Annotated in this window: 22 protein-coding genes; 17 read left to right on the forward strand and 5 right to left on the reverse strand. The window is 40.8% G+C overall.

All coding sequences use genetic code 11. The features are described from left to right. Nucleotides 1–8 precede the first annotated feature (8 nt). From ACSC9N_RS10080 to ACSC9N_RS10110, 7 genes are all read left to right on the forward strand, one after another. Nucleotides 9–1,019, forward strand: coding sequence for a sulfate ABC transporter substrate-binding protein (locus tag ACSC9N_RS10080; RefSeq protein ID WP_010326433.1), 1,011 nt, complete (start codon nucleotides 9–11; stop codon nucleotides 1,017–1,019). Between the two features lie 37 nt (nucleotides 1,020–1,056). Continuing rightward, nucleotides 1,057–1,662: an RBBP9/YdeN family alpha/beta hydrolase gene (locus ACSC9N_RS10085; RefSeq protein ID WP_010326432.1), complete on the forward strand. Its 606-nt coding sequence runs from the start codon at nucleotides 1,057–1,059 to the stop codon at nucleotides 1,660–1,662. Nucleotides 1,663–1,746: 84 nt separating this feature from the next. Continuing rightward, nucleotides 1,747–2,580: a sulfate ABC transporter permease subunit CysT gene (gene cysT, locus ACSC9N_RS10090; protein WP_004693816.1), complete on the forward strand. Its 834-nt coding sequence runs from the start codon at nucleotides 1,747–1,749 to the stop codon at nucleotides 2,578–2,580. Further along, entirely contained in the window at nucleotides 2,577–3,458 is an 882-nt protein-coding gene (gene cysW / locus ACSC9N_RS10095) for a sulfate ABC transporter permease subunit CysW (RefSeq protein WP_004693818.1), read from the forward strand. Before cysT ends, cysW begins: the two co-directional genes overlap by 4 nt. A gap of 12 nt (nucleotides 3,459–3,470) precedes the next feature. Continuing rightward, the gene (locus tag ACSC9N_RS10100; RefSeq protein ID WP_010326431.1) at nucleotides 3,471–4,532 is read left to right on the forward strand and encodes a sulfate/molybdate ABC transporter ATP-binding protein; all 1,062 of its coding nucleotides are present in this window, start codon (nucleotides 3,471–3,473) and stop codon (nucleotides 4,530–4,532) included. 57 nt (nucleotides 4,533–4,589) lie between these two features. Next, nucleotides 4,590–5,513: a CysB family HTH-type transcriptional regulator gene (locus tag ACSC9N_RS10105; RefSeq protein WP_010326430.1), complete on the forward strand. Its 924-nt coding sequence runs from the start codon at nucleotides 4,590–4,592 to the stop codon at nucleotides 5,511–5,513. 119 nt (nucleotides 5,514–5,632) lie between these two features. Beyond that, nucleotides 5,633–6,841 carry an OmpP1/FadL family transporter gene (locus ACSC9N_RS10110; protein WP_010326429.1) on the forward strand — a complete coding sequence of 403 codons (1,209 nt, stop codon included), beginning with the start codon at nucleotides 5,633–5,635 and terminating at the stop codon, nucleotides 6,839–6,841. Between the two features lie 59 nt (nucleotides 6,842–6,900). Here ACSC9N_RS10110 and carO read toward each other — a convergent pair whose 3' ends face one another. Beyond that, nucleotides 6,901–7,650 (reverse strand): ornithine uptake porin CarO, encoded by a 750-nt coding sequence (gene carO, locus ACSC9N_RS10115; RefSeq protein ID WP_010326428.1) that lies wholly within the window; start codon nucleotides 7,648–7,650, stop codon nucleotides 6,901–6,903. Nucleotides 7,651–7,952: 302 nt separating this feature from the next. On the opposite strand from carO, the gene dapD reads away from it, so the two are divergent. From dapD to ACSC9N_RS10145, 6 genes are all read left to right on the forward strand, one after another. Next, nucleotides 7,953–8,774 carry a 2,3,4,5-tetrahydropyridine-2,6-dicarboxylate N-succinyltransferase gene (gene dapD / locus ACSC9N_RS10120; protein ID WP_004693827.1) on the forward strand — a complete coding sequence of 274 codons (822 nt, stop codon included), beginning with the start codon at nucleotides 7,953–7,955 and terminating at the stop codon, nucleotides 8,772–8,774. Between the two features lie 95 nt (nucleotides 8,775–8,869). Then, nucleotides 8,870–9,580: a 7-carboxy-7-deazaguanine synthase QueE gene (gene queE, locus ACSC9N_RS10125; RefSeq protein ID WP_005399705.1), complete on the forward strand. Its 711-nt coding sequence runs from the start codon at nucleotides 8,870–8,872 to the stop codon at nucleotides 9,578–9,580. 43 nt (nucleotides 9,581–9,623) lie between these two features. Then, the gene (gene queC, locus ACSC9N_RS10130; protein ID WP_010326427.1) at nucleotides 9,624–10,292 is read left to right on the forward strand and encodes a 7-cyano-7-deazaguanine synthase QueC; all 669 of its coding nucleotides are present in this window, start codon (nucleotides 9,624–9,626) and stop codon (nucleotides 10,290–10,292) included. A 16-nt stretch (nucleotides 10,293–10,308) separates the two neighbouring features. Next, a complete protein-coding gene (locus tag ACSC9N_RS10135) occupies nucleotides 10,309–10,716 on the forward strand; it encodes a hypothetical protein (RefSeq protein WP_004980581.1) in 408 nt (135 codons plus the stop codon). 72 nt (nucleotides 10,717–10,788) lie between these two features. Beyond that, a complete protein-coding gene (locus tag ACSC9N_RS10140; protein WP_010326426.1) occupies nucleotides 10,789–11,481 on the forward strand; it encodes a diphthine--ammonia ligase in 693 nt (230 codons plus the stop codon). 9 nt (nucleotides 11,482–11,490) lie between these two features. Continuing rightward, the gene (locus ACSC9N_RS10145) at nucleotides 11,491–11,949 is read left to right on the forward strand and encodes a peroxiredoxin (protein WP_010326425.1); all 459 of its coding nucleotides are present in this window, start codon (nucleotides 11,491–11,493) and stop codon (nucleotides 11,947–11,949) included. A gap of 74 nt (nucleotides 11,950–12,023) precedes the next feature. On the opposite strand, the gene ACSC9N_RS10150 is transcribed toward ACSC9N_RS10145, so the two are convergent. Further along, on the reverse strand, nucleotides 12,024–12,623 hold the full coding sequence (locus tag ACSC9N_RS10150; RefSeq protein ID WP_010326424.1) for a LysE/ArgO family amino acid transporter: 600 nt from the start codon (nucleotides 12,621–12,623) through the stop codon (nucleotides 12,024–12,026). A 118-nt stretch (nucleotides 12,624–12,741) separates the two neighbouring features. Here ACSC9N_RS10150 and ACSC9N_RS10155 point away from each other — a divergent pair, with 118 nt between their 5' ends. Continuing rightward, on the forward strand, nucleotides 12,742–13,632 hold the full coding sequence (locus ACSC9N_RS10155; protein ID WP_010326423.1) for a LysR family transcriptional regulator ArgP: 891 nt from the start codon (nucleotides 12,742–12,744) through the stop codon (nucleotides 13,630–13,632). A gap of 37 nt (nucleotides 13,633–13,669) precedes the next feature. Here the strand turns inward: ACSC9N_RS10155 and ACSC9N_RS10160 are convergent, their stop codons facing one another. Further along, on the reverse strand, nucleotides 13,670–14,266 hold the full coding sequence (locus ACSC9N_RS10160) for a YceI family protein (RefSeq protein ID WP_010326422.1): 597 nt from the start codon (nucleotides 14,264–14,266) through the stop codon (nucleotides 13,670–13,672). 43 nt (nucleotides 14,267–14,309) lie between these two features. Further along, nucleotides 14,310–14,879 carry a nicotinate-nicotinamide nucleotide adenylyltransferase gene (locus ACSC9N_RS10165; RefSeq protein WP_010326421.1) on the reverse strand — a complete coding sequence of 190 codons (570 nt, stop codon included), beginning with the start codon at nucleotides 14,877–14,879 and terminating at the stop codon, nucleotides 14,310–14,312. Nucleotides 14,880–14,983: 104 nt separating this feature from the next. Here ACSC9N_RS10165 and ACSC9N_RS10170 point away from each other — a divergent pair, with 104 nt between their 5' ends. Next, entirely contained in the window at nucleotides 14,984–15,784 is an 801-nt protein-coding gene (locus tag ACSC9N_RS10170) for an enoyl-CoA hydratase-related protein (RefSeq protein ID WP_004693847.1), read from the forward strand. Between the two features lie 104 nt (nucleotides 15,785–15,888). Next, nucleotides 15,889–16,644 carry a nitroreductase family protein gene (locus tag ACSC9N_RS10175; RefSeq protein WP_062034674.1) on the forward strand — a complete coding sequence of 252 codons (756 nt, stop codon included), beginning with the start codon at nucleotides 15,889–15,891 and terminating at the stop codon, nucleotides 16,642–16,644. Between the two features lie 247 nt (nucleotides 16,645–16,891). Here ACSC9N_RS10175 and ACSC9N_RS10180 read toward each other — a convergent pair whose 3' ends face one another. Then, the gene (locus ACSC9N_RS10180) at nucleotides 16,892–17,203 is read right to left on the reverse strand and encodes an NIF3 1 (RefSeq protein WP_010326419.1); all 312 of its coding nucleotides are present in this window, start codon (nucleotides 17,201–17,203) and stop codon (nucleotides 16,892–16,894) included. A 57-nt stretch (nucleotides 17,204–17,260) separates the two neighbouring features. Between ACSC9N_RS10180 and ACSC9N_RS10185 the strand changes: the two genes are divergently transcribed. After that, nucleotides 17,261–17,893, forward strand: coding sequence for a hypothetical protein (locus ACSC9N_RS10185; RefSeq protein WP_010326418.1), 633 nt, complete (start codon nucleotides 17,261–17,263; stop codon nucleotides 17,891–17,893). Nucleotides 17,894–17,953: the final 60 nt, after the last annotated feature.

Here is a 17,953-nt window from a genome sequence, read left to right on the forward strand (position 1 = left end):
GGTTTCACATGAGCTTATCTAAGTTAAAAATTGGGGTACTAGCGGCGCTAGTTTCAGTCACATCTTTTGGTGTTGCAGCAAAAGATTTCCTTAACGTGTCGTATGATCCAACACGCGAACTGTATGAAGATGTCAACAAACAGTTTGGCGCTTATTGGAAACAACGCACAGGACAAGACATTAACTTCAAACAATCTCACGGCGGCTCGGGTAAACAAGCCCGTTCGGTCATTGATGGTTTAGGTGCAGATGTTGTGACACTTGCTCTTGCAGCAGATATCGATGTAATTGCTGAAAAAGCGAAACTTTTACCGACAAACTGGCAAAAGAAATTACCCAATAACTCGACACCATATACTTCAACTATCGTGTTCCTCGTCCGTAAAGGAAATCCACAAGGTATTAAAGACTGGGGCGACCTCGTTAAGCCGGGTGTTGGCATTATTACACCAAATCCAAAAACATCAGGTGGTGCACGCTGGAACTACTTAGCAGCTTGGGCTTGGGCGAAACATCAACCTGCGGGTAACGATGCCAAAGCACAAGAATTCGTGCGTAAAATTTATAAAAATACCAAAGTGCTGGATTCAGGTGCACGTGGCGCAACCACAACCTTTGCTGAGCGCGGTATCGGTGATGTTCTCTTAGCATGGGAAAACGAAGCACACTTAGCAATTCGTGAACAACCGGGTAAGTTTGAGATCGTGACGCCTTCGCTATCTATTTTGGCAGAACCACCCGTTGCCATTGTTGAAAAAAATGCGGAAAAAGACGGCAATCTGAATCTGGCGAAAGCATATCTCAACTATTTGTATTCACCTGCAGGACAAGAAATTGCAGCGAAAAACTTCTATCGCCCACGTAATGCAACTGTCTTGAAAAAATATGCAGCCACATTCAAACCGTTGAAGTTGGTGACCATTGATAAAGAATTTGGTGGTTGGAGCAAGGTACAAAAACAGCACTTTGAAAATGGTGGTGTATTTGACCAAATTGTGAAAGCCAATACGACGAAATAAAACCGAGTCCAGTAAATAGCTGTAAGGGAGCATCGACATGATTCATACTGTAATTGTACCAGGCGTGGGTGGGAGTGAACATGACCACTGGCAATCATGGTTACAACGTCAGCTCAAGTCGTGCTCTCGTGTGCAGCAGCAGGATTGGAATAAACCCATACTCCATGAATGGATTGAACAATTTATCAAAACAGTTCAATCCATTCAGGAACCGATTCAAATTGTGGCGCATAGCTTTGGCTGTCTAACGACAGTCGCTGCTTTAGCACAGCATCCTGAACTAAATCAAAACATTAAAAATTTAGTTCTGGTTGCACCGGCCAACCCTGCTCGCTTTGGTGATGCTGGTTTTGCTCGTGATAGCCAAAATGACTATCAACAATATTTCCACCAACTCAAGCTACAAGTTCCTACCCAAATGATCATCAGTGAAAATGATCCTTGGCTCAATTTTCAAGATGCGCTGCAACTGGCAAAAGCATGGAAAATTAGGCCTAAGAACTTGGGCCAAGTCGGACATATTAATGTTGCGTCAGGTTTTGGGCCATTCCCTGAAATTTATGATTTTTTGATTTCAGAAAATGTGCTAAAAAACATTAGTTTTCACAATGAAAGCAAGTATTTATTTAAATTTGCAATTTAACACTGCAAATGATACTTGTGCCGAAATTCAGTTTTATTTGAGCTGACTCTTTTTAGGTCAGCTTTCTCTCTTTGAGGAGTAATCATGTCGCAGCGATCCCGAGTGCTGCCAGGATTTGGTCTTTCTCTAGGCTTTACCCTAGCATATTTGTCATTAATCGTTCTTATTCCGTTGTCCGCTGTTTTTATTAAATCTTTAGGCATAGGTTGGGATGGTTTATGGGAAATTTTAAGTTCAGAACGTATTTTAAAATCTTTGCAGCTCAGTTTTAGTACAGCCCTGATCGCCGCGTTTATTAATGTGGTTTTTGGTCTCCTTCTAGCATGGTGTTTGGTTCGCTATCGTTTTCCGGGTAAACGCATTGTAGATGCCTTGGTCGACTTGCCGTTTGCCTTACCCACCGCTGTTGCAGGTATTGCACTCACCTCACTTTATGCGCCTACAGGTTGGATCGGTCAGTATCTTGAGCCTTTAGGGATTCAAGTGGCCTATACCCCAATTGGTATTACATTGGCACTGATTTTTATTGGTATTCCTTTTGTAGTGCGGACTGTGCAACCTGTTCTCAGTGACTTGGAAACAGAGTTAGAAGAAGCAGCATCAGCATTAGGTGCCAACCGTTTACAGATCGTGACCAAAGTGATTTTGCCGATTTTATTTCCAGCACTCATCACAGGTTTTGCACTTGCCTTTGCACGTGGCGTCGGTGAATACGGTTCAGTGATCTTTATTGCAGGGAACCAACCGTTTAAAACAGAAATTGCGCCGCTCATGATTATTTCACGCTTAGAAGAATATGATTATGCGGGTGCAACCACAATTGCAGTCGTCATGTTGGTGCTGTCTTTTGCCATTTTATTCCTGATTAACTTGTTACAAGCATGGGCAAGCCGTCGTACAGGGAGAACAGCACGATGAATATCAACAGTAATGCGCTTGCTGAAAAGTTACAATCGCGTGATGCAACACGTGAGCCAACTTGGGTTCGCTACACCCTGATTACGATTGCTCTACTGTTCTTTTTAAGCTGTTTGATCTTACCGCTGATTTTGGTGTTCGTTGAGGCCTTTAAACAAGGGGTTGGCGTCTATGCACAAGCCTTGGTTCATCCAGACACTCTCTCCGCAGTCAAACTCACTTTATTAACCGCGGTGATTGCAGTCCCACTGAATGTCGTATTTGGTGTTGCAGCCGCTTGGTGTGTGGCCAAATTTAACTTCCGTGGCAAATCCATCTTGACCACGATTATTGATATGCCATTTTCAGTATCCCCTGTTATCGCGGGCTTAATGCTGGTACTGATTTTTGGTACGCAAGGTTGGTTCGGTAGTTGGCTGATGGATAATGACATCAAAATTCTGTATGCCGTTCCTGCCATTGTATTAGCAACAATCTTTATCACCGTTCCTTTTGTTGCACGTGAACTTATTCCGCTCATGGAAGCCCAAGGAACTGAAGAGGAAGAAGCTGCGATTGTACTCGGTGCATCAGGCTGGCAAACCTTCTGGAAAGTAACCCTACCCAACATCAAATGGGGTTTAATTTACGGCGTCATTCTGTGTAATGCACGTGCCATGGGTGAGTTTGGTGCGGTATCGGTCGTTTCAGGTCATATTCGTGGTGAAACCAATACCTTGCCTCTGCATGTCGAAATTCTCTATAACGAATATACCTTCAGTGCGGCTTTTGCTGTCTCTTCACTCTTGGCGCTTTTAGCGATTGTGACTCTTGTTTTAAAAACATGGGTTGAGATTCGTCAAGAAAAGCAAAACAAACATAATGATTCAACAGTTTAAAGGAATGACCTCATGAGTATTCAAGTTAAAAATATTGAAAAACACTTTGGTGCATTCCATGCGCTGAACAACATTTCCCTCGATTTCCCTGATGGTCAATTGGTTGCATTACTTGGGCCATCGGGCTGTGGTAAAACCACCCTACTTCGTATCATTGCGGGTTTAGAATCGGCAGATCGTGGACAAGTCATTTTAGAAGGTCAGGACGCAACCGATGTGCATGTGCGTGAACGTCAAGTCGGTTTTGTTTTCCAGCACTATGCCCTATTCCGCCATATGACCGTATTTGACAATATCGCCTTTGGTCTCCGCGTTCGCCCACGTGCAACACGCCCATCTGAAGCTGAAATTAAAAAACGTGTCACGCGTTTACTGGACTTAGTCCAATTGGGGTTCTTGGCAGAACGTTACCCAGCGCAACTTTCTGGCGGTCAGCGTCAACGTATTGCACTGGCACGTGCTTTGGCGGTTGAACCACGTGTACTGTTACTAGATGAGCCTTTTGGTGCTTTGGATGCAAAAGTACGTAAAGAGCTCCGTCGTTGGTTACGTACTTTGCATGATGAACTTCATATCACCTCAATCTTTGTAACGCATGACCAAGAAGAAGCTTTAGAAGTCGCAGATCAAATCATTGTGATGAATAAAGGGAATGTTGAGCAAATTGGATCACCCCGCGAGGTTTATGAAAAGCCTGCAACGCCGTTTGTGTTTGACTTCTTAGGTCAAGCAAACCGTTTCGAAGGTCAAAACAACGCAGGGACAATCCAAATTGGTGAAGACCGTATTCAATTAGACTCTTTACGCAATGCACCTTCGGGTGACGTGATTGCCTTTGCCCGTCCAGATGAATTACGTATTCATGCACAGCCGCAAGACAATGCCATCCAAGCAACGTTCGTACGAGAATTATGGATCGCGGGCAAAGTGGTTGCCGAGCTCCATGATCGCCAAGGCAAACTGATTGAAATCTCACTAACTTCTGAAGAAGCAAAATTACACCAATTTAGACCGAATCAAACGGTATGGTTAAGCCCATCAAACTTGCATTTATTTGCAAAACCTGCGGCTTAAGACCAATTGAATGGGGCATGTTAAATGCCTCATTCATCATAAAAGAGATCCAAAACTATGAACTTTCAACAACTCAGAATAATTCGAGAAACGGTGAGACAAAACTTCAACCTCACCGAAGCCTCTGCTGCACTATATACCTCTCAGTCGGGGGTGAGTAAGCACATCAAAGACCTAGAAGATGAATTAGGTGTACAGCTTTTTATTCGTAAAGGGAAACGCTTACTAGGTTTAACTGAACCTGGCCAAGCACTATTGGGTATTGTTGAACGCATGTTGGTCGATGCAGACAATATTAAACGTCTTGCAGATGATTTTAACCGTGTCGATGAAGGTACTTTGACGATTGCAACTACACATACGCAAGCGCGTTACGTGCTACCCCCGATTGTCAATCAATTCAAAAAAGAGTTTCCAAAAGTTCATCTTATTTTGCAACAAGCTAGCCCTGTTGAAATTACCGAAATGCTTCTACAAGGTGAAGCTGATATTGGTATTGCAACTGAGTCACTCACCACTGAGGACAATCTGGCCAGTGTACCGTTCTATAATTGGCAACACAGCATTATTACCCCACAAAGCCACCCACTGGCGAGCAAGCAAAATATTAGCATTGTAGACTTGGCGGAATATCCACTGATTACCTACCACGGCGGTTTCACAGGTCGCTCAAAAATTGACAAAGCCTTTGAAGATGCCGGTGTGGATTTCGACATCGTAATGTCTGCTTTAGATGCCGATGTGATTAAAACCTATGTTGAACTGAATATGGGTGTTGGTATTGTCAATAATGTGGCCTATGACGTTGAACGTGACTATCGCTTAAAACAAATTCCAACTGATATTTTTGGTCTCAATACCACATGGATTGCAGTGCGTAAAGGTCACCTCCTACGTGGCTATGGCTATGAATTTATCTCGCTGTGCTCACCAGATGCAGATATTAAAGCACTGAAAAGAGTAGCTTATCCTGAAGACTAAAACGCTTTTATTCTAAAAAGAGACCTCAGAGTCTCTTTTTTTATTTTTAAAATCATATACTTTAAATGAGTATAGTGTATTATTTGATCAACTGATATAAACAATAGTGAGCAATAACAGTGAGTAAAAATCTGTTGGGCTCTCCATTACTTTGTTTATGTTTCTATTCGTCGGGATCAAGTTTTGCTGCTGCTTTTGAACTGTCAGGTCAAACAATACAACCCTTTTTTGAACATGGAAATTATGCAGAAATTTCTCTGGCTTATATTGATCCAGATGTTTCTGGCCAAGTTCAACATACAGAGATACTGCAACAGTTTGGCATCACTGACTTTTCAACAGGCAATTTAAGCAATAAACAAGTAATGCTGGGAGCTGCGTTAAAACTGCAACTAAATCCTCAATTCAACTTTGCTGTCATTTATGACCAGCCTTTTGCTGTAGACATCGATTATCGCTATCGCCCAAAAATTTACGGTGAAAGTTATGAGGTTGAATCTGCCGATATCGACTTTGAAAGTCATAATCTCAGTTCGCTTTTAGGCTACAAAATCAACCCACAATGGGAAATCTATGGTGGTTTAAGCTATCAAAGTTTTGCAGGCTCTTTAAAAGCGAAAGGTCAGGCCTATTCTGTGTTTGATGGCTATGATGCCGAGTTTAAACAAGATGAAAGCTTGGGCTGGTTAGCAGGTATTAGTTATCAAATCCCTGAATATTATTTTAGAACGTCTTTGACTTATCGCTCAGCGATTAAACATGAAATCACCACAACAGAGTCTATCGAAGTCGGCATAGATACACCCAATGTGATGGAAGTGAAAACACCACAATCTGTAAACCTTGATTTCATGACAGGACTTCCCAATCAAAATATCTTGTACGGGACAATACGCTGGGTAAATTGGCAAGACTTTGTCATTCAACCACCCAAATTTAAAGCTGTGATCGATTATGTTGCGATATTTTACCCTGAAGCCACAGAAGTCAAACTTATTCAGTACGATGAAAACCAATGGTCTGCAAAACTCGGCTTAGCCCACGTATGGAATAAAAAATGGCTGAGTACTATGGAGCTGCTCTGGGACTCTGGGATTAATAATCCTGCATCTACCCTTAACCCAAGTGATGGTTATCAAGGCATTGGTCTAGGCAGCATGTACACATACAATACTGATTTTGATATCGCGGCTGGTCTTTATTATTTGCGTTTTAAGAAGTCCAAAACTTCTTCCGACTCAAATCCGCTGGCAAACATTACAGGACTTTCAGCGCTGAATGACAATGATGCATGGATCTTTGGACTCAAATTTGCGCATCACTTTTAAAGGCTTTAGCTAAAATCAGATAAAAAAAAACGAGCCGAAGCTCGTTTTTTATGTTTTGATTACCAGTGATAACTTACACCTAATTTTGCAACTGGCATCCATTCATGTTTATCATCTGTACGGATTTTTTCCTCATCAGCCGCAATGTTATCTTCAAGTGAACCACGCGTTGGGTTAGGTTCTGCACCACCGCTAACTAATGTTAAGTTAGCATCAGGATTACCTGTATAGTATGCACCCACTTCACCAAACACTCCCCAGTTTTGGTTAATCTTTGGAGCCCAACCTAAACCCACGTATGGAGCGAAATCATTTTTATAGTTCATTTTACCATTAATATGTGCACCGTTCGCTCCAGCAACAAAATCTGTATGATTTACAGAGAAACCTTCACCTGCTTTTACACGACGATCTAGCTCATATTCATTATCAATATAACCAATACCAGCTGCAACATAAAGACCCTGTGCCCATGGATTTGTACTTGCACCCCAAGGACGAATTTCAGCATTTAAATAACCAACGCTGTTGTCCATATCCATATCATACTTTGAGCCATTGATAGATAAATCATCAGACCATGAAATGTCACCACCGTTGTAACCTAAAGCTAAACCAACATATGGATTCGCTGTCCACAACAAGGCACCACCATAACCAGTTGTACCGACTTCAGCACGAACACCAGTAGGAATTAATTTATTTTGGTCAAAAGCATAACCATCTTTTACGACTGCATCATCAGCAAAAGCTGTACCTGCGACTGCTGACATTGCTGCTGCGATTGCAACTAAACGTAATGATTTCATGTTTTTTCTCCTCCAATTAAAGATTTTTTTACATCATTTACCATTTTTTGATGAGCCCATCTTAAAACACCCCCTGACTATTTTTTATTCTAGATTTAGGCTGTTTTTGTTATTTTTTGATACATTTTATACTTTCTTGTTGTTTTAAATGGTAATTCTTTACTTAACACCTCTACTCAAACAGCTCTAAAAGTCTTATTTCCAATCATTCATTATTATTTCCGATCCTATGCTGTTTTTTCATCTATTCTCTGCACAATTTAGTGTAAAATCAGGAAAATTTTTTTTCTGGAAGGAAGATCATGTCTCAGCTTTCAACAATTATTGAACAAGCATTTGAAGACCGTGCGAATTTTACAGCAGCGGACTGTCCTGCTGAAGTTCGTGCAGCAGTTGAAGAAGTCATTGCTGGTTTAGATAACGGGACATTACGTGTTGCTGAAAAAATTGATGGTGAGTGGGTTGTTCATCAATGGGTGAAAAAAGCTGTGCTTTTATCATTCAAACTAAATGACAACAAACCAATTGAGTCATGTGACCTTCAATTCTACGACAAAGTAGATACCAAATTTACAGGTTGGACTGAAGAACAGTTTAAAGCGGCTGGCGTACGTGTTGTACCTCCTGCGGTTGCACGTAAAGGTTCTTTCCAAGCGAAAAATGTGGTGTTAATGCCTTCTTATGTGAACATTGGTGCATATGTTGACGAAGGCACCATGGTTGACACATGGGCAACTGTTGGTTCATGTGCTCAAATTGGTAAAAACGTTCACTTATCTGGTGGTGTAGGAATTGGTGGTGTTCTTGAGCCACTTCAAGCAAACCCAACGATTATTGAAGACAACTGCTTCATCGGTGCACGTTCTGAAATCGTAGAAGGCGTGATCGTAGAAGAAGGTTCTGTAATTTCTATGGGCGTGTTCATTGGTCAATCGACTAAGATTTTTGACCGTGCAACTGGCGAAATTCACTATGGTCGTGTACCAGCAGGTTCTGTTGTAGTTGCAGGTAGCTTACCTTCTAAATGTGGTACTTACAGCCTGTATGCTGCAATCATCGTGAAAAAAGTAGATGCACAAACACGTTCTAAAACGAGCTTGAACGATTTACTACGCGACGAATAATTTTTCGTTGTCGTGCGGAACTCAAGTTCCTCATCTCTACGGTTAAGACTAGCCGTAGAGATTTTTGTTTTTCTAACCTGTGGTTTAATTTTGCTATGAATACGCTTCGATCTTCTGCTATCCCTGTTTCTGATCCTTCTGCGGGTCTACGTATCACGGAGATCTTTTATTCTTTGCAAGGAGAAGCCAACACCTCAGGACTGCCAACAGTTTTTATTCGTTTAACGGGTTGTCCACTACGTTGTACCTACTGCGATACGACCTACTCGTTTGAAGGTGGCGAACGTCAATCTTTAGATCAGATTATTCAAACCACACTTGATTTTAAAACTCCTTATGTCTGCGTGACAGGTGGTGAACCTCTTGCACAGCCCAATGCATTACCTCTAATGCAACGTCTTGCTGACCTTGGCTGTGAAGTCTCTTTGGAAACCAGTGGCGCTTTAGATGTGTCTAAGGTTGACCCACGTGTTTCAAAAGTATTAGATTTGAAAACCCCAACTTCAGGTGAAGTTGCACGAAATTTGCTTTCGAATCTCGACCATTTAACCCAGCACGACCAAATCAAATTTGTAATTTGTAACCGTGAGGATTATGAGTGGTCAAAACAGCAAGTTGAAGACTATAAACTCAATGAAAAAGTCAGCACAGTATGGTTCTCTCCTGCTTTTGCCGTTGAGAAAGGTGCTGCTCGTTTACCTCAACTTGCACGTGACTTAGCGCAATGGATATTAGAAGACCATCTCCCTGTTTGCTTCCAACTCCAACTCCACAAGTTGCTTTGGAATGACGAAACTGGTCGTTAATACATTGCCTATTCATCTTTAATTTATATTTGGAGAAATTTGTATGCGCCCTCGTGCCATAGTTTTGTTATCTGGCGGTTTAGACTCAACAACTTGTTTAGCATGGGCGCAAGCACAGTATGACTGTACAGCGCTCAGCTTTATGTATGGTCAACGCTCAACCACTGAGCTCGATGCTGCACGTGAACTTGCGAAAAAAGCAGGTGTAGAACATCGTGTCATTAATATCGACTTAGGTAATTTGGGCGGTTCTGCGTTAACAGACCATAGCATTGATGTTCCAGATCATGAACAAGACGGTATTCCTGTAACTTATGTTCCAGCACGTAACACGATTTTCTTGTCTTATGCCCTAGCAGCAGCAGAAGTTTTAGATGCCGAAGCCATTGTGATTGGTATTAATGCTGTTGATTATTCAGGGTATCCTGACTGTCGACCTGAATTTATTGAGGCATTTGCCAACATGGCTCGCCTTGCAACCAAGGTTGGCGTTGAAGGAAAACCTCTTAAATTTGAAACACCTCTGTTACATTTATCCAAAGCAAATATTATTCGCTTAGGTATAGAACATGGCGTAGACTATAGTCAAACGGTGTCTTGCTACCAAGCAGATGACCAAGGACGTGCTTGTGGGAAATGCGACAGCTGCCGTCTTCGTAAAGAAGGTTTTGCAGATGCTGGCGTAACAGACCCAACGCGTTATATACCGTAACGACAAGGTACAGTTTATGAAAAATTTAAAATCAAACATTTTGCTTTCTACATTGGTGTCTGCAGCTGCATTGTTCGCTACAGCTTCAAATGCTGCTGAATCGAACAAATTACAAGAAGCGTATAAAAGCAGCAATGTAAAATCGGCATTAATTAATGTTTGTAAAGAAGAAACCGCAAAAAGCAAAAAGCTTAGCGCAGCAGAAGTAAGCAAATACTGTACTTGTGCAGTTGAAGCTGATGGTAAGTTGACCAATGCACAAAAATGGGAAATCCAAAGTGCGATCAACCAAAAGAAAAGCCCGTCTACTTTAGCTTTTGTACAAAAGCAAAATAACGACTTACAAACATGTTTCGGTCCACAGTTAACAGGTAAATTAAAATCTTTAACTGAAGAAGCCATGAAAGCTGCTCCGAAAAAATAATTCACTGAATGTGAATGAAGCCTGCTCTATGCAGGCTTTTTTATATGTTCAAAATAGATAGAACCTGAAAATATGCTCACCGAATGGAACACACGCGCCCAAAATCGCAAATTTGTTGCGTCATATAGTGGTGGAAAAGACAGCAGCCTTGCTTTATACCAAGCGATGCAAATGGGTGAACCTGTTGCATTAATTGTCATGTTAGAAGAGCAAGGTCTGAAATCACGCTCACATGGAATGTCCCTCGGTATTATTCATGCGCAGGCCAAAGCAATTGGGCTTCCCATCTATAGTGCCTCTGCGACGTGGCAAGACTATGAAAACCAGTTCATTCAACTGTTACGAAAAGCTCAAGCTCTTGGAGCAGAAAGCTTAGTTACAGGTGATATTGATTTAATGGCACATGCCGAATGGAATCAATCCGTTTGCGATAAAAGTGAGCTCAGCTTATGTATGCCACTGTGGCAACGTCCGCGTTTAGACATTGTGCATGAGTTTATTCGACTTGGATTTCAAAGCATCATCGTTACTGTCAACTTAAACTTAGGCATGACAGTTGAAGACTTAGGTCAAGTGCTTAGCCTTGAATATGTCGATCAACTGGTTGCAAGAGGTATTGATCCATGCGGCGAAGCGGGTGAATTCCACACTACGGTGATTGATGGCCCGATTTTCAAACATCCACTTTCGGTCGTTAAAGGTGATATTCTGTATCACGAAAATTATGCCTTTTTACCACTTGAATTAGAACACCGTGACATTTAAGGATAGAACATGACTGATACCATCCAACTTCCAAATCAGAACTTTCCAGCCACAACGGGTGAAGTGAACTTAACTGAAGTGCCGACTGAGTGGCTGATTGTGTATTTTTACCCGAAAGATTCAACGCCTGGTTGCACAACTCAAGCTGTTGGTTTTTCATGTTTAAAAGATCAGTTTGATGCCATACAAACCACGATCATTGGTGTTTCACGTGACTCGGTTAAAGCGCACCAAAATTTTACGGAAAAGCAGGCTTTAACCATTAATTTAATTAGCGACAAAGAAGAAGTGCTGTGTAAACACTTTGATGTGATTAAAGAAAAAAATATGTATGGTAAAAAAGTGATGGGCATTGAGCGCTCAACTTTTATTTTCTATAACGGTAAACTGGTTAAAGAGTATCGTAAGGTAAAAGCTGCGGGACATGCTGAACAAGTTTTAGAAGACTTAAAAGCATTACAGGCTTAATGTACATCAGCCCGCAGATGCGGGCTTTGTTTTTTGTGATTTTTTAATTTATAGTTTTTTATTGCACACGCTTTTCATTTCACAAGCAGTGAAATGGCGATTCCCCACATCACTAAAGCAATAATCGCATCTAGCACATTCCACGCTTTCGGATTTGCAAAAATGGGGATAAGCACACGAGCACCATAGCCCAAAGCAAAGAAAAACAACCAAGATGCACACACAGCCCCTAGAGCAAAGTACGCAGGTTGCTCAAACTGTGTTGAAATAGAACCCAGTAAAATAACCGTATCCAAATACACATGCGGATTAAGCCAAGTCAGCGCCAAACACAGCAAAACAATATTCACTAGATGATGCTTTTCAATGGAACTTGCCTCCAAGCCCTGCTGTGATTTGAATGCCTGCAGCGCATGTTGGAATCCATAACAAAATAGGAAAAGTGCCCCCGCCCATTTGGCAAACTGAATAATTTCAGGATAGTGCTGAAGCACTTTTGAAAAACCAGAAACGCCCAAGACAATTAAAATCGAATCCGACAGTGCACAGACAAAACATACCCAAAAAACGAACTGCTTTTTGAGCCCCTGTTTTAGCACGAATGCATTTTGAGCCCCAATGGCAATAATGAGGCTCATCCCGACTGCAAGCCCTTGTACATATGTACTTAACATTTTGACTTTTCAACTTAATTGATGATGTCAGGATTATCTTTCATTTTTAGTTAAATTAAGTATTATTTAGAAAACATTAATATAACTAAAATATTTTTAGTTTAAAGCGAGCCTTGATATGCTGAATCACAAACAGTGCGACGCATTTTTAGCAGTGGCAGAAACGGGAAGTTTTGACCTTGCTGCCGAACAGCTATGCATTACTGCTTCTGCCGTCACTTTACGCGTACAGAGCCTAGAAAAAAGTTTGGGGCATTTATTAATTGTGCGGGAAAGACCTTGCCGCCCGACACAAGCAGGTCAATCGCTGCTACATTATTTGCAACATAGCCGACTGTTAGAGCAAAGTTTCATTCAGAACCTCACGGGTCATATGAACACCTCTGCTTTTTATCAAATCAACATTGCAACCAATGCCGACTCCTTAGCGACATGGCTGTTGCCATTGCTACAGTCAACATTAATTGAACAAAAGATCGTGGTGCATTTTCAGGTCGATGATCAATCGCAAACCCATCACTTACTTGAAGCCGGTTTGGTGAATGCCTGCGTGACAGATGAATCACAAGCCATGAAAGGCTGTGTAGCCAAATACATTGGCGATATGAACTATCGTTTTGTCGCCACGCCAACTTTTGCGCAGCAATGGTTTAAACAAGGTGTCAACCGAGAGTCTCTACGTGCAGCCCCTGCACTGATCTTTAATGCAAAAGATCAACTCCATACAGCGTATATCCAACAAAAGTTTGGACTCAATCCAACTCAATATCCACATCACTTTATTCCATCTTCCAGTGCATTTTTTGATGCGGTTACGATGGGACTCGGCTATGGTTGGTTGCCCTATTACCAAGCCAAACCGCGTTTGCAGGATGGCTCATTGGTTGAGGTAGATCCTCAACTCAATATCGATTTGCCTTTGTATTGGCATCATTGGAAACAGCAGTCGATGCAGTTAAATCAGCTAACAGATCTCTTGATTGAACAGGCTCACGCAGCGATGAATTAAACAAGACCTGAATGTAGGTCTTTAAGATATGAAGCCTCTATTGCACTTTCCACTGCCCTGACAGTTGAATATTCACTTTTTCGCCTACGCCTCCAATGGCTTTTTTCATGCCAAAGTCACTTCGGTTAATCACGGCTGAGGACTGAACATCTAGCAGATTAGCATTATTAGCACTTGGTTTTAAGGTCGTGCTAAAGCTAACAGGCTTGGTAATGCCGCGAAGTGTTAAGTTTCCGAGAATATTATATTGACCGCCACCCAAATCTTTAAAACTGGTGCTTTTAAAGTTAGCGGTTTTGTACTTGGATGCATAAAACAAATCTTCACCCAAAATCATATTTTTCAATGAAGGTTTACTCAAGCTTAGGCTATTTACATCCATGACAAAATTCGTTGAGGCATGCTGTGGTGCTTTGGCATCAAACTGCATGCTGGATTGCACCCGATTAAATTTAGCTCTTACAACGGTCACGCCTAAGGATTTAATTTCAAAGCCTACATTACTCTGAGGCGTCAATGTCCATGACTGGGCCTGCACTTGAGTGCTGAATGCAAATGTAACACCTGCAATCAGCAAAGCATTTTTAATGGCCGTATGACTTGCAATCTGTTTCGTCTGTTGTCTTCTATCCATTGAACTCGATCCTCGTCGAAATATTTTTATTCGAATGGGAACCTTAGTCTAAATTGGATGGGTCCTGAGTTAAAAATTTGTGTTGTAACTGTTTATATATTTCACTTTGTTGGAATTTATGTAAAAACTCACTGGTTCCCAATGGAAACGCCTGCTCTAAAATATCACCTCGATAATAAGCCTCACGAACAGGTGTTGCAGACATCGCGTCTTGTAGACTATCGAGCTCAACCATTTGCCACTCAGGAAAAAGCTGTAAATAATACGAAGAATCATCTTTAAAATGGCCAATCAGTCCAACCTTCGCCTCAGGTGTGACTACATGATTCACTAATTTTTTTACCAATTGCACCCATTTAACATCATTATAAACATCAATTACATGTACAAAGTGAATCCGTTTTTGATGTGCTTCTGAAAAGTTCGATAAAATCATTTCTTCACGTTCAGATGCTAAAAATGGATTTTTCGTATTTCGTTCATTTTGCGCAGAGCCTAAAGCCAAAATGACATTTTGACTTTGCTCTAAAGCAATCTTGATGGTTTGCATATGTGCCAAGTGAAATGGCTGGAAGCGACCAATGAATACGAGATAATCAAATGTATATGGCATAAATCTTTTACTTTTTTATGAACTGGTCAGTTGTGTCGATCATAAAATTATGCGACATAATGAGCCCATAAAATTAAACCAAACTTTCTAGCAAGGATAGTACGATGACACTGAGCTGTATTCAACAACCTCATCAACATTTGAATGCAAAATTAGACAATGGCGTACTGACATTAGCCATTCACCGTCCTGAAGCAAAGAATGCGTTGTATGGCGAACTTTATTTATGGATCGCAAAAGCTTTAGATGAAGCAGATCTAGACAATAGCGTTCGTGCTGTCATTCTACGTGGTGAAGACGCGGACTTTACCGCAGGCAACGACATGCAAGATTTTATGAAATCTGCAGCGCAAAAAGGTCAAGCACCTGCGGCTGAAGGCCCTCCATTTATTTTACTTAAATCTGCGGCAAAATTTTCTAAACCGTTGATTGCGGCTGTACGTGGTGTGGCGATTGGTATTGGGGTAACGATCCTGTTACATTGTGACTTGGTTTATAGCGACAACACTGCCCTATTCCAGATTCCATTTGTAAGCCTTGGTTTATCTCCAGAAGGTGCTTCAAGCAAATTATTGGTAGAACAAGCAGGTTATCACAAAGCTGCTGAATTACTGCTGACCGCTCAGAAGTTTGACAGTGCAACTGCAGTTGCTGCAAACCTTGTCAACAGTATTGAAGATGATGTCTATGCAGCAGCAGCTAAAAAAGCGGCACAATTGTCTGCTTTACCTTTAGCCTCTTTAGTGCAGTCTAAAGCTTTGATGAAACACAATGTAAATGAAATTGTGGCTTGGATTGATCATGAAGCTGAAATTTTCATGGATCGTGTCGGCTCTCCAGAAATGATGGAAGCCGTATCAGCATTTATGCAAAAGCGTAAACCTGATTTCACCCAGTTCAACTAATCCTTCATCGTTGAATGACTAAAAACCACTGTGTTGCATATTACACAGTGGTTTTTTTATTTTCCGTCCCAACATATTTAAGAACCCATTCGGAAAAACTACTTATGTCGAACACTACAGAAAAAAAGCGTTACTTTGAGCCTGCACCACAAGGTATCGATGTTGAAAATTTTAAGAAAGTCATCCAAAGCCGCCGTTCGGTTCGCAAATTTACCAAGAAAGAAATTCCAACTGAAGTACTTGATGACTGTTTAGATTTGGCCCTACTTGCACCAAACTCATCTAACTTACAGCCTTGGACTTTTTATGTGGTGCAGAATCCCACTAAGAAAAAACAGCTGGTCAAAGCTTGTCTAAATCAGCTTGCGGCAAAAACTGCGTCAGAACTGATCGTGTGTGTCGCGCGTACAGACCGTAATGATGAAATGGCAAAACGCAACATTACAGAGTTCCCTTTTCCTGAAGCGCCTGCGACTGTACAGAAATATTATAAGTTCATTCCTTATAACTATAAGACAGGTTACTTAAATGCACTGGGTAACTTTAAGAAAGTGGCTTTCAAAATTGCACGTAGCTTAGACAAACAACTGCCTGTAACTGCATTTAATCAAGCCGATGCAAAACTTTGGGCAAGTAAAACCACAGCTTTAGCATGTGAGAATCTAGTGCTAGCTTTACGTGCCTATGGTTTCGATAGTTGTATGATGGAAGGTTTTGATGAGCCTTTGGTTCGTAAACTGTTAAATCTAAATGATCAGCAATACCCTGTGATGGTGATTGGTGCAGGTGAGCGTGCAGAAGACGGTGTGTTTTTCCCGCAGTATCGTTTTGATCGTGAGTTATTTATTCAGAAGGTTTAGCTGCTGTCTTAATTACAGTGATTGCAAAAGTTTGATACGCGTTAAGGTCATCAGCAACTGTTCGAGCTAACCTAAATACCTATCATAGAGTTTCTGCGACTTATTTAATCAAATGATGAAAGCAGTCGAGTTTTGCTGATGACAATGGTTTTGCCTACTTTTCCCGAAAGAAAAGTAGGTCGAACCGAAGGTTAAAGTCTCAATTAAATATTAAACCTTAAGACTCCGCCACAAACTTCTTTTAAGATTAAATATCCACGATTTGAATAAACTCAAAAGCGGGTTCTTCATAGGGATGACTTAATTTTAAAGCCTTTGTCACAGCAGAAGCTTTTTCCTCTGGAACAATGGTTTCCACCCGCCACTCTGGAATTTGCTCCAAAGCATCTAACTGACCTATAAACGGATTTGCGTCTTTTACAGGTTTAAACTGCCCTGTGCCCAAAACTTGCCATGCACAGTGTTCATAATTCCCTATACCACCTGCTCCTGCTTCAAAAATCGCAAGTTTGGTGGATTCAAGATGAGATTCGGGGACATAGTAGATGAGTTTGAGCATAGCGCTTTAATGTAGATTTTATTAATATCACATCAATCATATTGATCGACTGTACCTATGTCTAATAAAAATATTGCCCGTGAACTTGCTTTAACAACAACTGAAAATTTAGCAGATGAAATTATCTTTAAAACAGCCAATACTCTGCTAGAAGACACAATTAAATCTATCCCTTTTGCATCTTTAATTACAGGTTCAATTGAAAGCTATACTAAATTTCGTACTTTGAAAGAACAAAAACAATTATTAGCTTTTATTGAAGAAGCAGAAAATATAAATGTTGGGTTTATCGAAAAGTTTTTTAAAGACAAGGACAATTTAGAATTAAGCATTGAAATTTTAGGAATACTTGATCAAACCTACCTAGAAAAACAAGCAAAAATGATAGGCCGTGCTTCTGTACTGTTTAAAAACCTTAGTATTTCAAAGCAAATTTTTGATAAATATACATATATTATTACTAGATTAAATAGCCATTTAATTTACCTAATAGAGGAAATTTACACCATAGAAACCAATCGTGATGATCCTGAATTCGAATATGATATTAAAAATCCCAATATGGAATTAGTAAACTTTGGTTTTTTAATTGAGGTACCGTCACAACTTTATCCTGGTTCAACACAAATTTCTCAATTTAAAAAGACCAGTGACTTTTACTACTTTTATGAAAACATTTTCAAAGGCTAAATTCAATCACATGACTTGTGACATAGATGTCGCCCGTCAAACTGTGAACAAGGATGCCCC

This window comes from Acinetobacter sp. PC34 (assembly GCF_051789135.1).
GTDB classification, from domain to species: domain Bacteria; phylum Pseudomonadota; class Gammaproteobacteria; order Pseudomonadales; family Moraxellaceae; genus Acinetobacter; species Acinetobacter johnsonii.

What these genes read in the sequence shown, in the direction of transcription:
- ACSC9N_RS10100 (WP_010326431.1), top strand. Translation starts at nt 3,471, where the DNA reads ATGAGTATTCAAGTTAAAAATATTGAAAAACACTTTGGTGCATTCCAT.
- ACSC9N_RS10105 (WP_010326430.1), top strand. Translation starts at nt 4,590, where the DNA reads ATGAACTTTCAACAACTCAGAATAATTCGAGAAACGGTGAGACAAAAC.
- carO (WP_010326428.1), bottom strand. Translation starts at nt 7,650, where the DNA reads ATGAAATCATTACGTTTAGTTGCAATCGCAGCAGCAATGTCAGCAGTC.
- ACSC9N_RS10155 (WP_010326423.1), top strand. Translation starts at nt 12,742, where the DNA reads ATGCTGAATCACAAACAGTGCGACGCATTTTTAGCAGTGGCAGAAACG.
- queE (WP_005399705.1), top strand. Translation starts at nt 8,870, where the DNA reads ATGAATACGCTTCGATCTTCTGCTATCCCTGTTTCTGATCCTTCTGCG.
- ACSC9N_RS10180 (WP_010326419.1), bottom strand. Translation starts at nt 17,203, where the DNA reads ATGCTCAAACTCATCTACTATGTCCCCGAATCTCATCTTGAATCCACC.
- ACSC9N_RS10135 (WP_004980581.1), top strand. Translation starts at nt 10,309, where the DNA reads ATGAAAAATTTAAAATCAAACATTTTGCTTTCTACATTGGTGTCTGCA.
- ACSC9N_RS10175 (WP_062034674.1), top strand. Translation starts at nt 15,889, where the DNA reads ATGTCGAACACTACAGAAAAAAAGCGTTACTTTGAGCCTGCACCACAA.
- ACSC9N_RS10160 (WP_010326422.1), bottom strand. Translation starts at nt 14,266, where the DNA reads ATGGATAGAAGACAACAGACGAAACAGATTGCAAGTCATACGGCCATT.
- ACSC9N_RS10080 (WP_010326433.1), top strand. Translation starts at nt 9, where the DNA reads ATGAGCTTATCTAAGTTAAAAATTGGGGTACTAGCGGCGCTAGTTTCA.
- ACSC9N_RS10085 (WP_010326432.1), top strand. Translation starts at nt 1,057, where the DNA reads ATGATTCATACTGTAATTGTACCAGGCGTGGGTGGGAGTGAACATGAC.
- ACSC9N_RS10165 (WP_010326421.1), bottom strand. Translation starts at nt 14,879, where the DNA reads ATGCCATATACATTTGATTATCTCGTATTCATTGGTCGCTTCCAGCCA.
- queC (WP_010326427.1), top strand. Translation starts at nt 9,624, where the DNA reads ATGCGCCCTCGTGCCATAGTTTTGTTATCTGGCGGTTTAGACTCAACA.
- ACSC9N_RS10170 (WP_004693847.1), top strand. Translation starts at nt 14,984, where the DNA reads ATGACACTGAGCTGTATTCAACAACCTCATCAACATTTGAATGCAAAA.
- ACSC9N_RS10185 (WP_010326418.1), top strand. Translation starts at nt 17,261, where the DNA reads ATGTCTAATAAAAATATTGCCCGTGAACTTGCTTTAACAACAACTGAA.
- dapD (WP_004693827.1), top strand. Translation starts at nt 7,953, where the DNA reads ATGTCTCAGCTTTCAACAATTATTGAACAAGCATTTGAAGACCGTGCG.
- ACSC9N_RS10140 (WP_010326426.1), top strand. Translation starts at nt 10,789, where the DNA reads ATGCTCACCGAATGGAACACACGCGCCCAAAATCGCAAATTTGTTGCG.
- cysW (WP_004693818.1), top strand. Translation starts at nt 2,577, where the DNA reads ATGAATATCAACAGTAATGCGCTTGCTGAAAAGTTACAATCGCGTGAT.
- cysT (WP_004693816.1), top strand. Translation starts at nt 1,747, where the DNA reads ATGTCGCAGCGATCCCGAGTGCTGCCAGGATTTGGTCTTTCTCTAGGC.
- ACSC9N_RS10145 (WP_010326425.1), top strand. Translation starts at nt 11,491, where the DNA reads ATGACTGATACCATCCAACTTCCAAATCAGAACTTTCCAGCCACAACG.
- ACSC9N_RS10150 (WP_010326424.1), bottom strand. Translation starts at nt 12,623, where the DNA reads ATGTTAAGTACATATGTACAAGGGCTTGCAGTCGGGATGAGCCTCATT.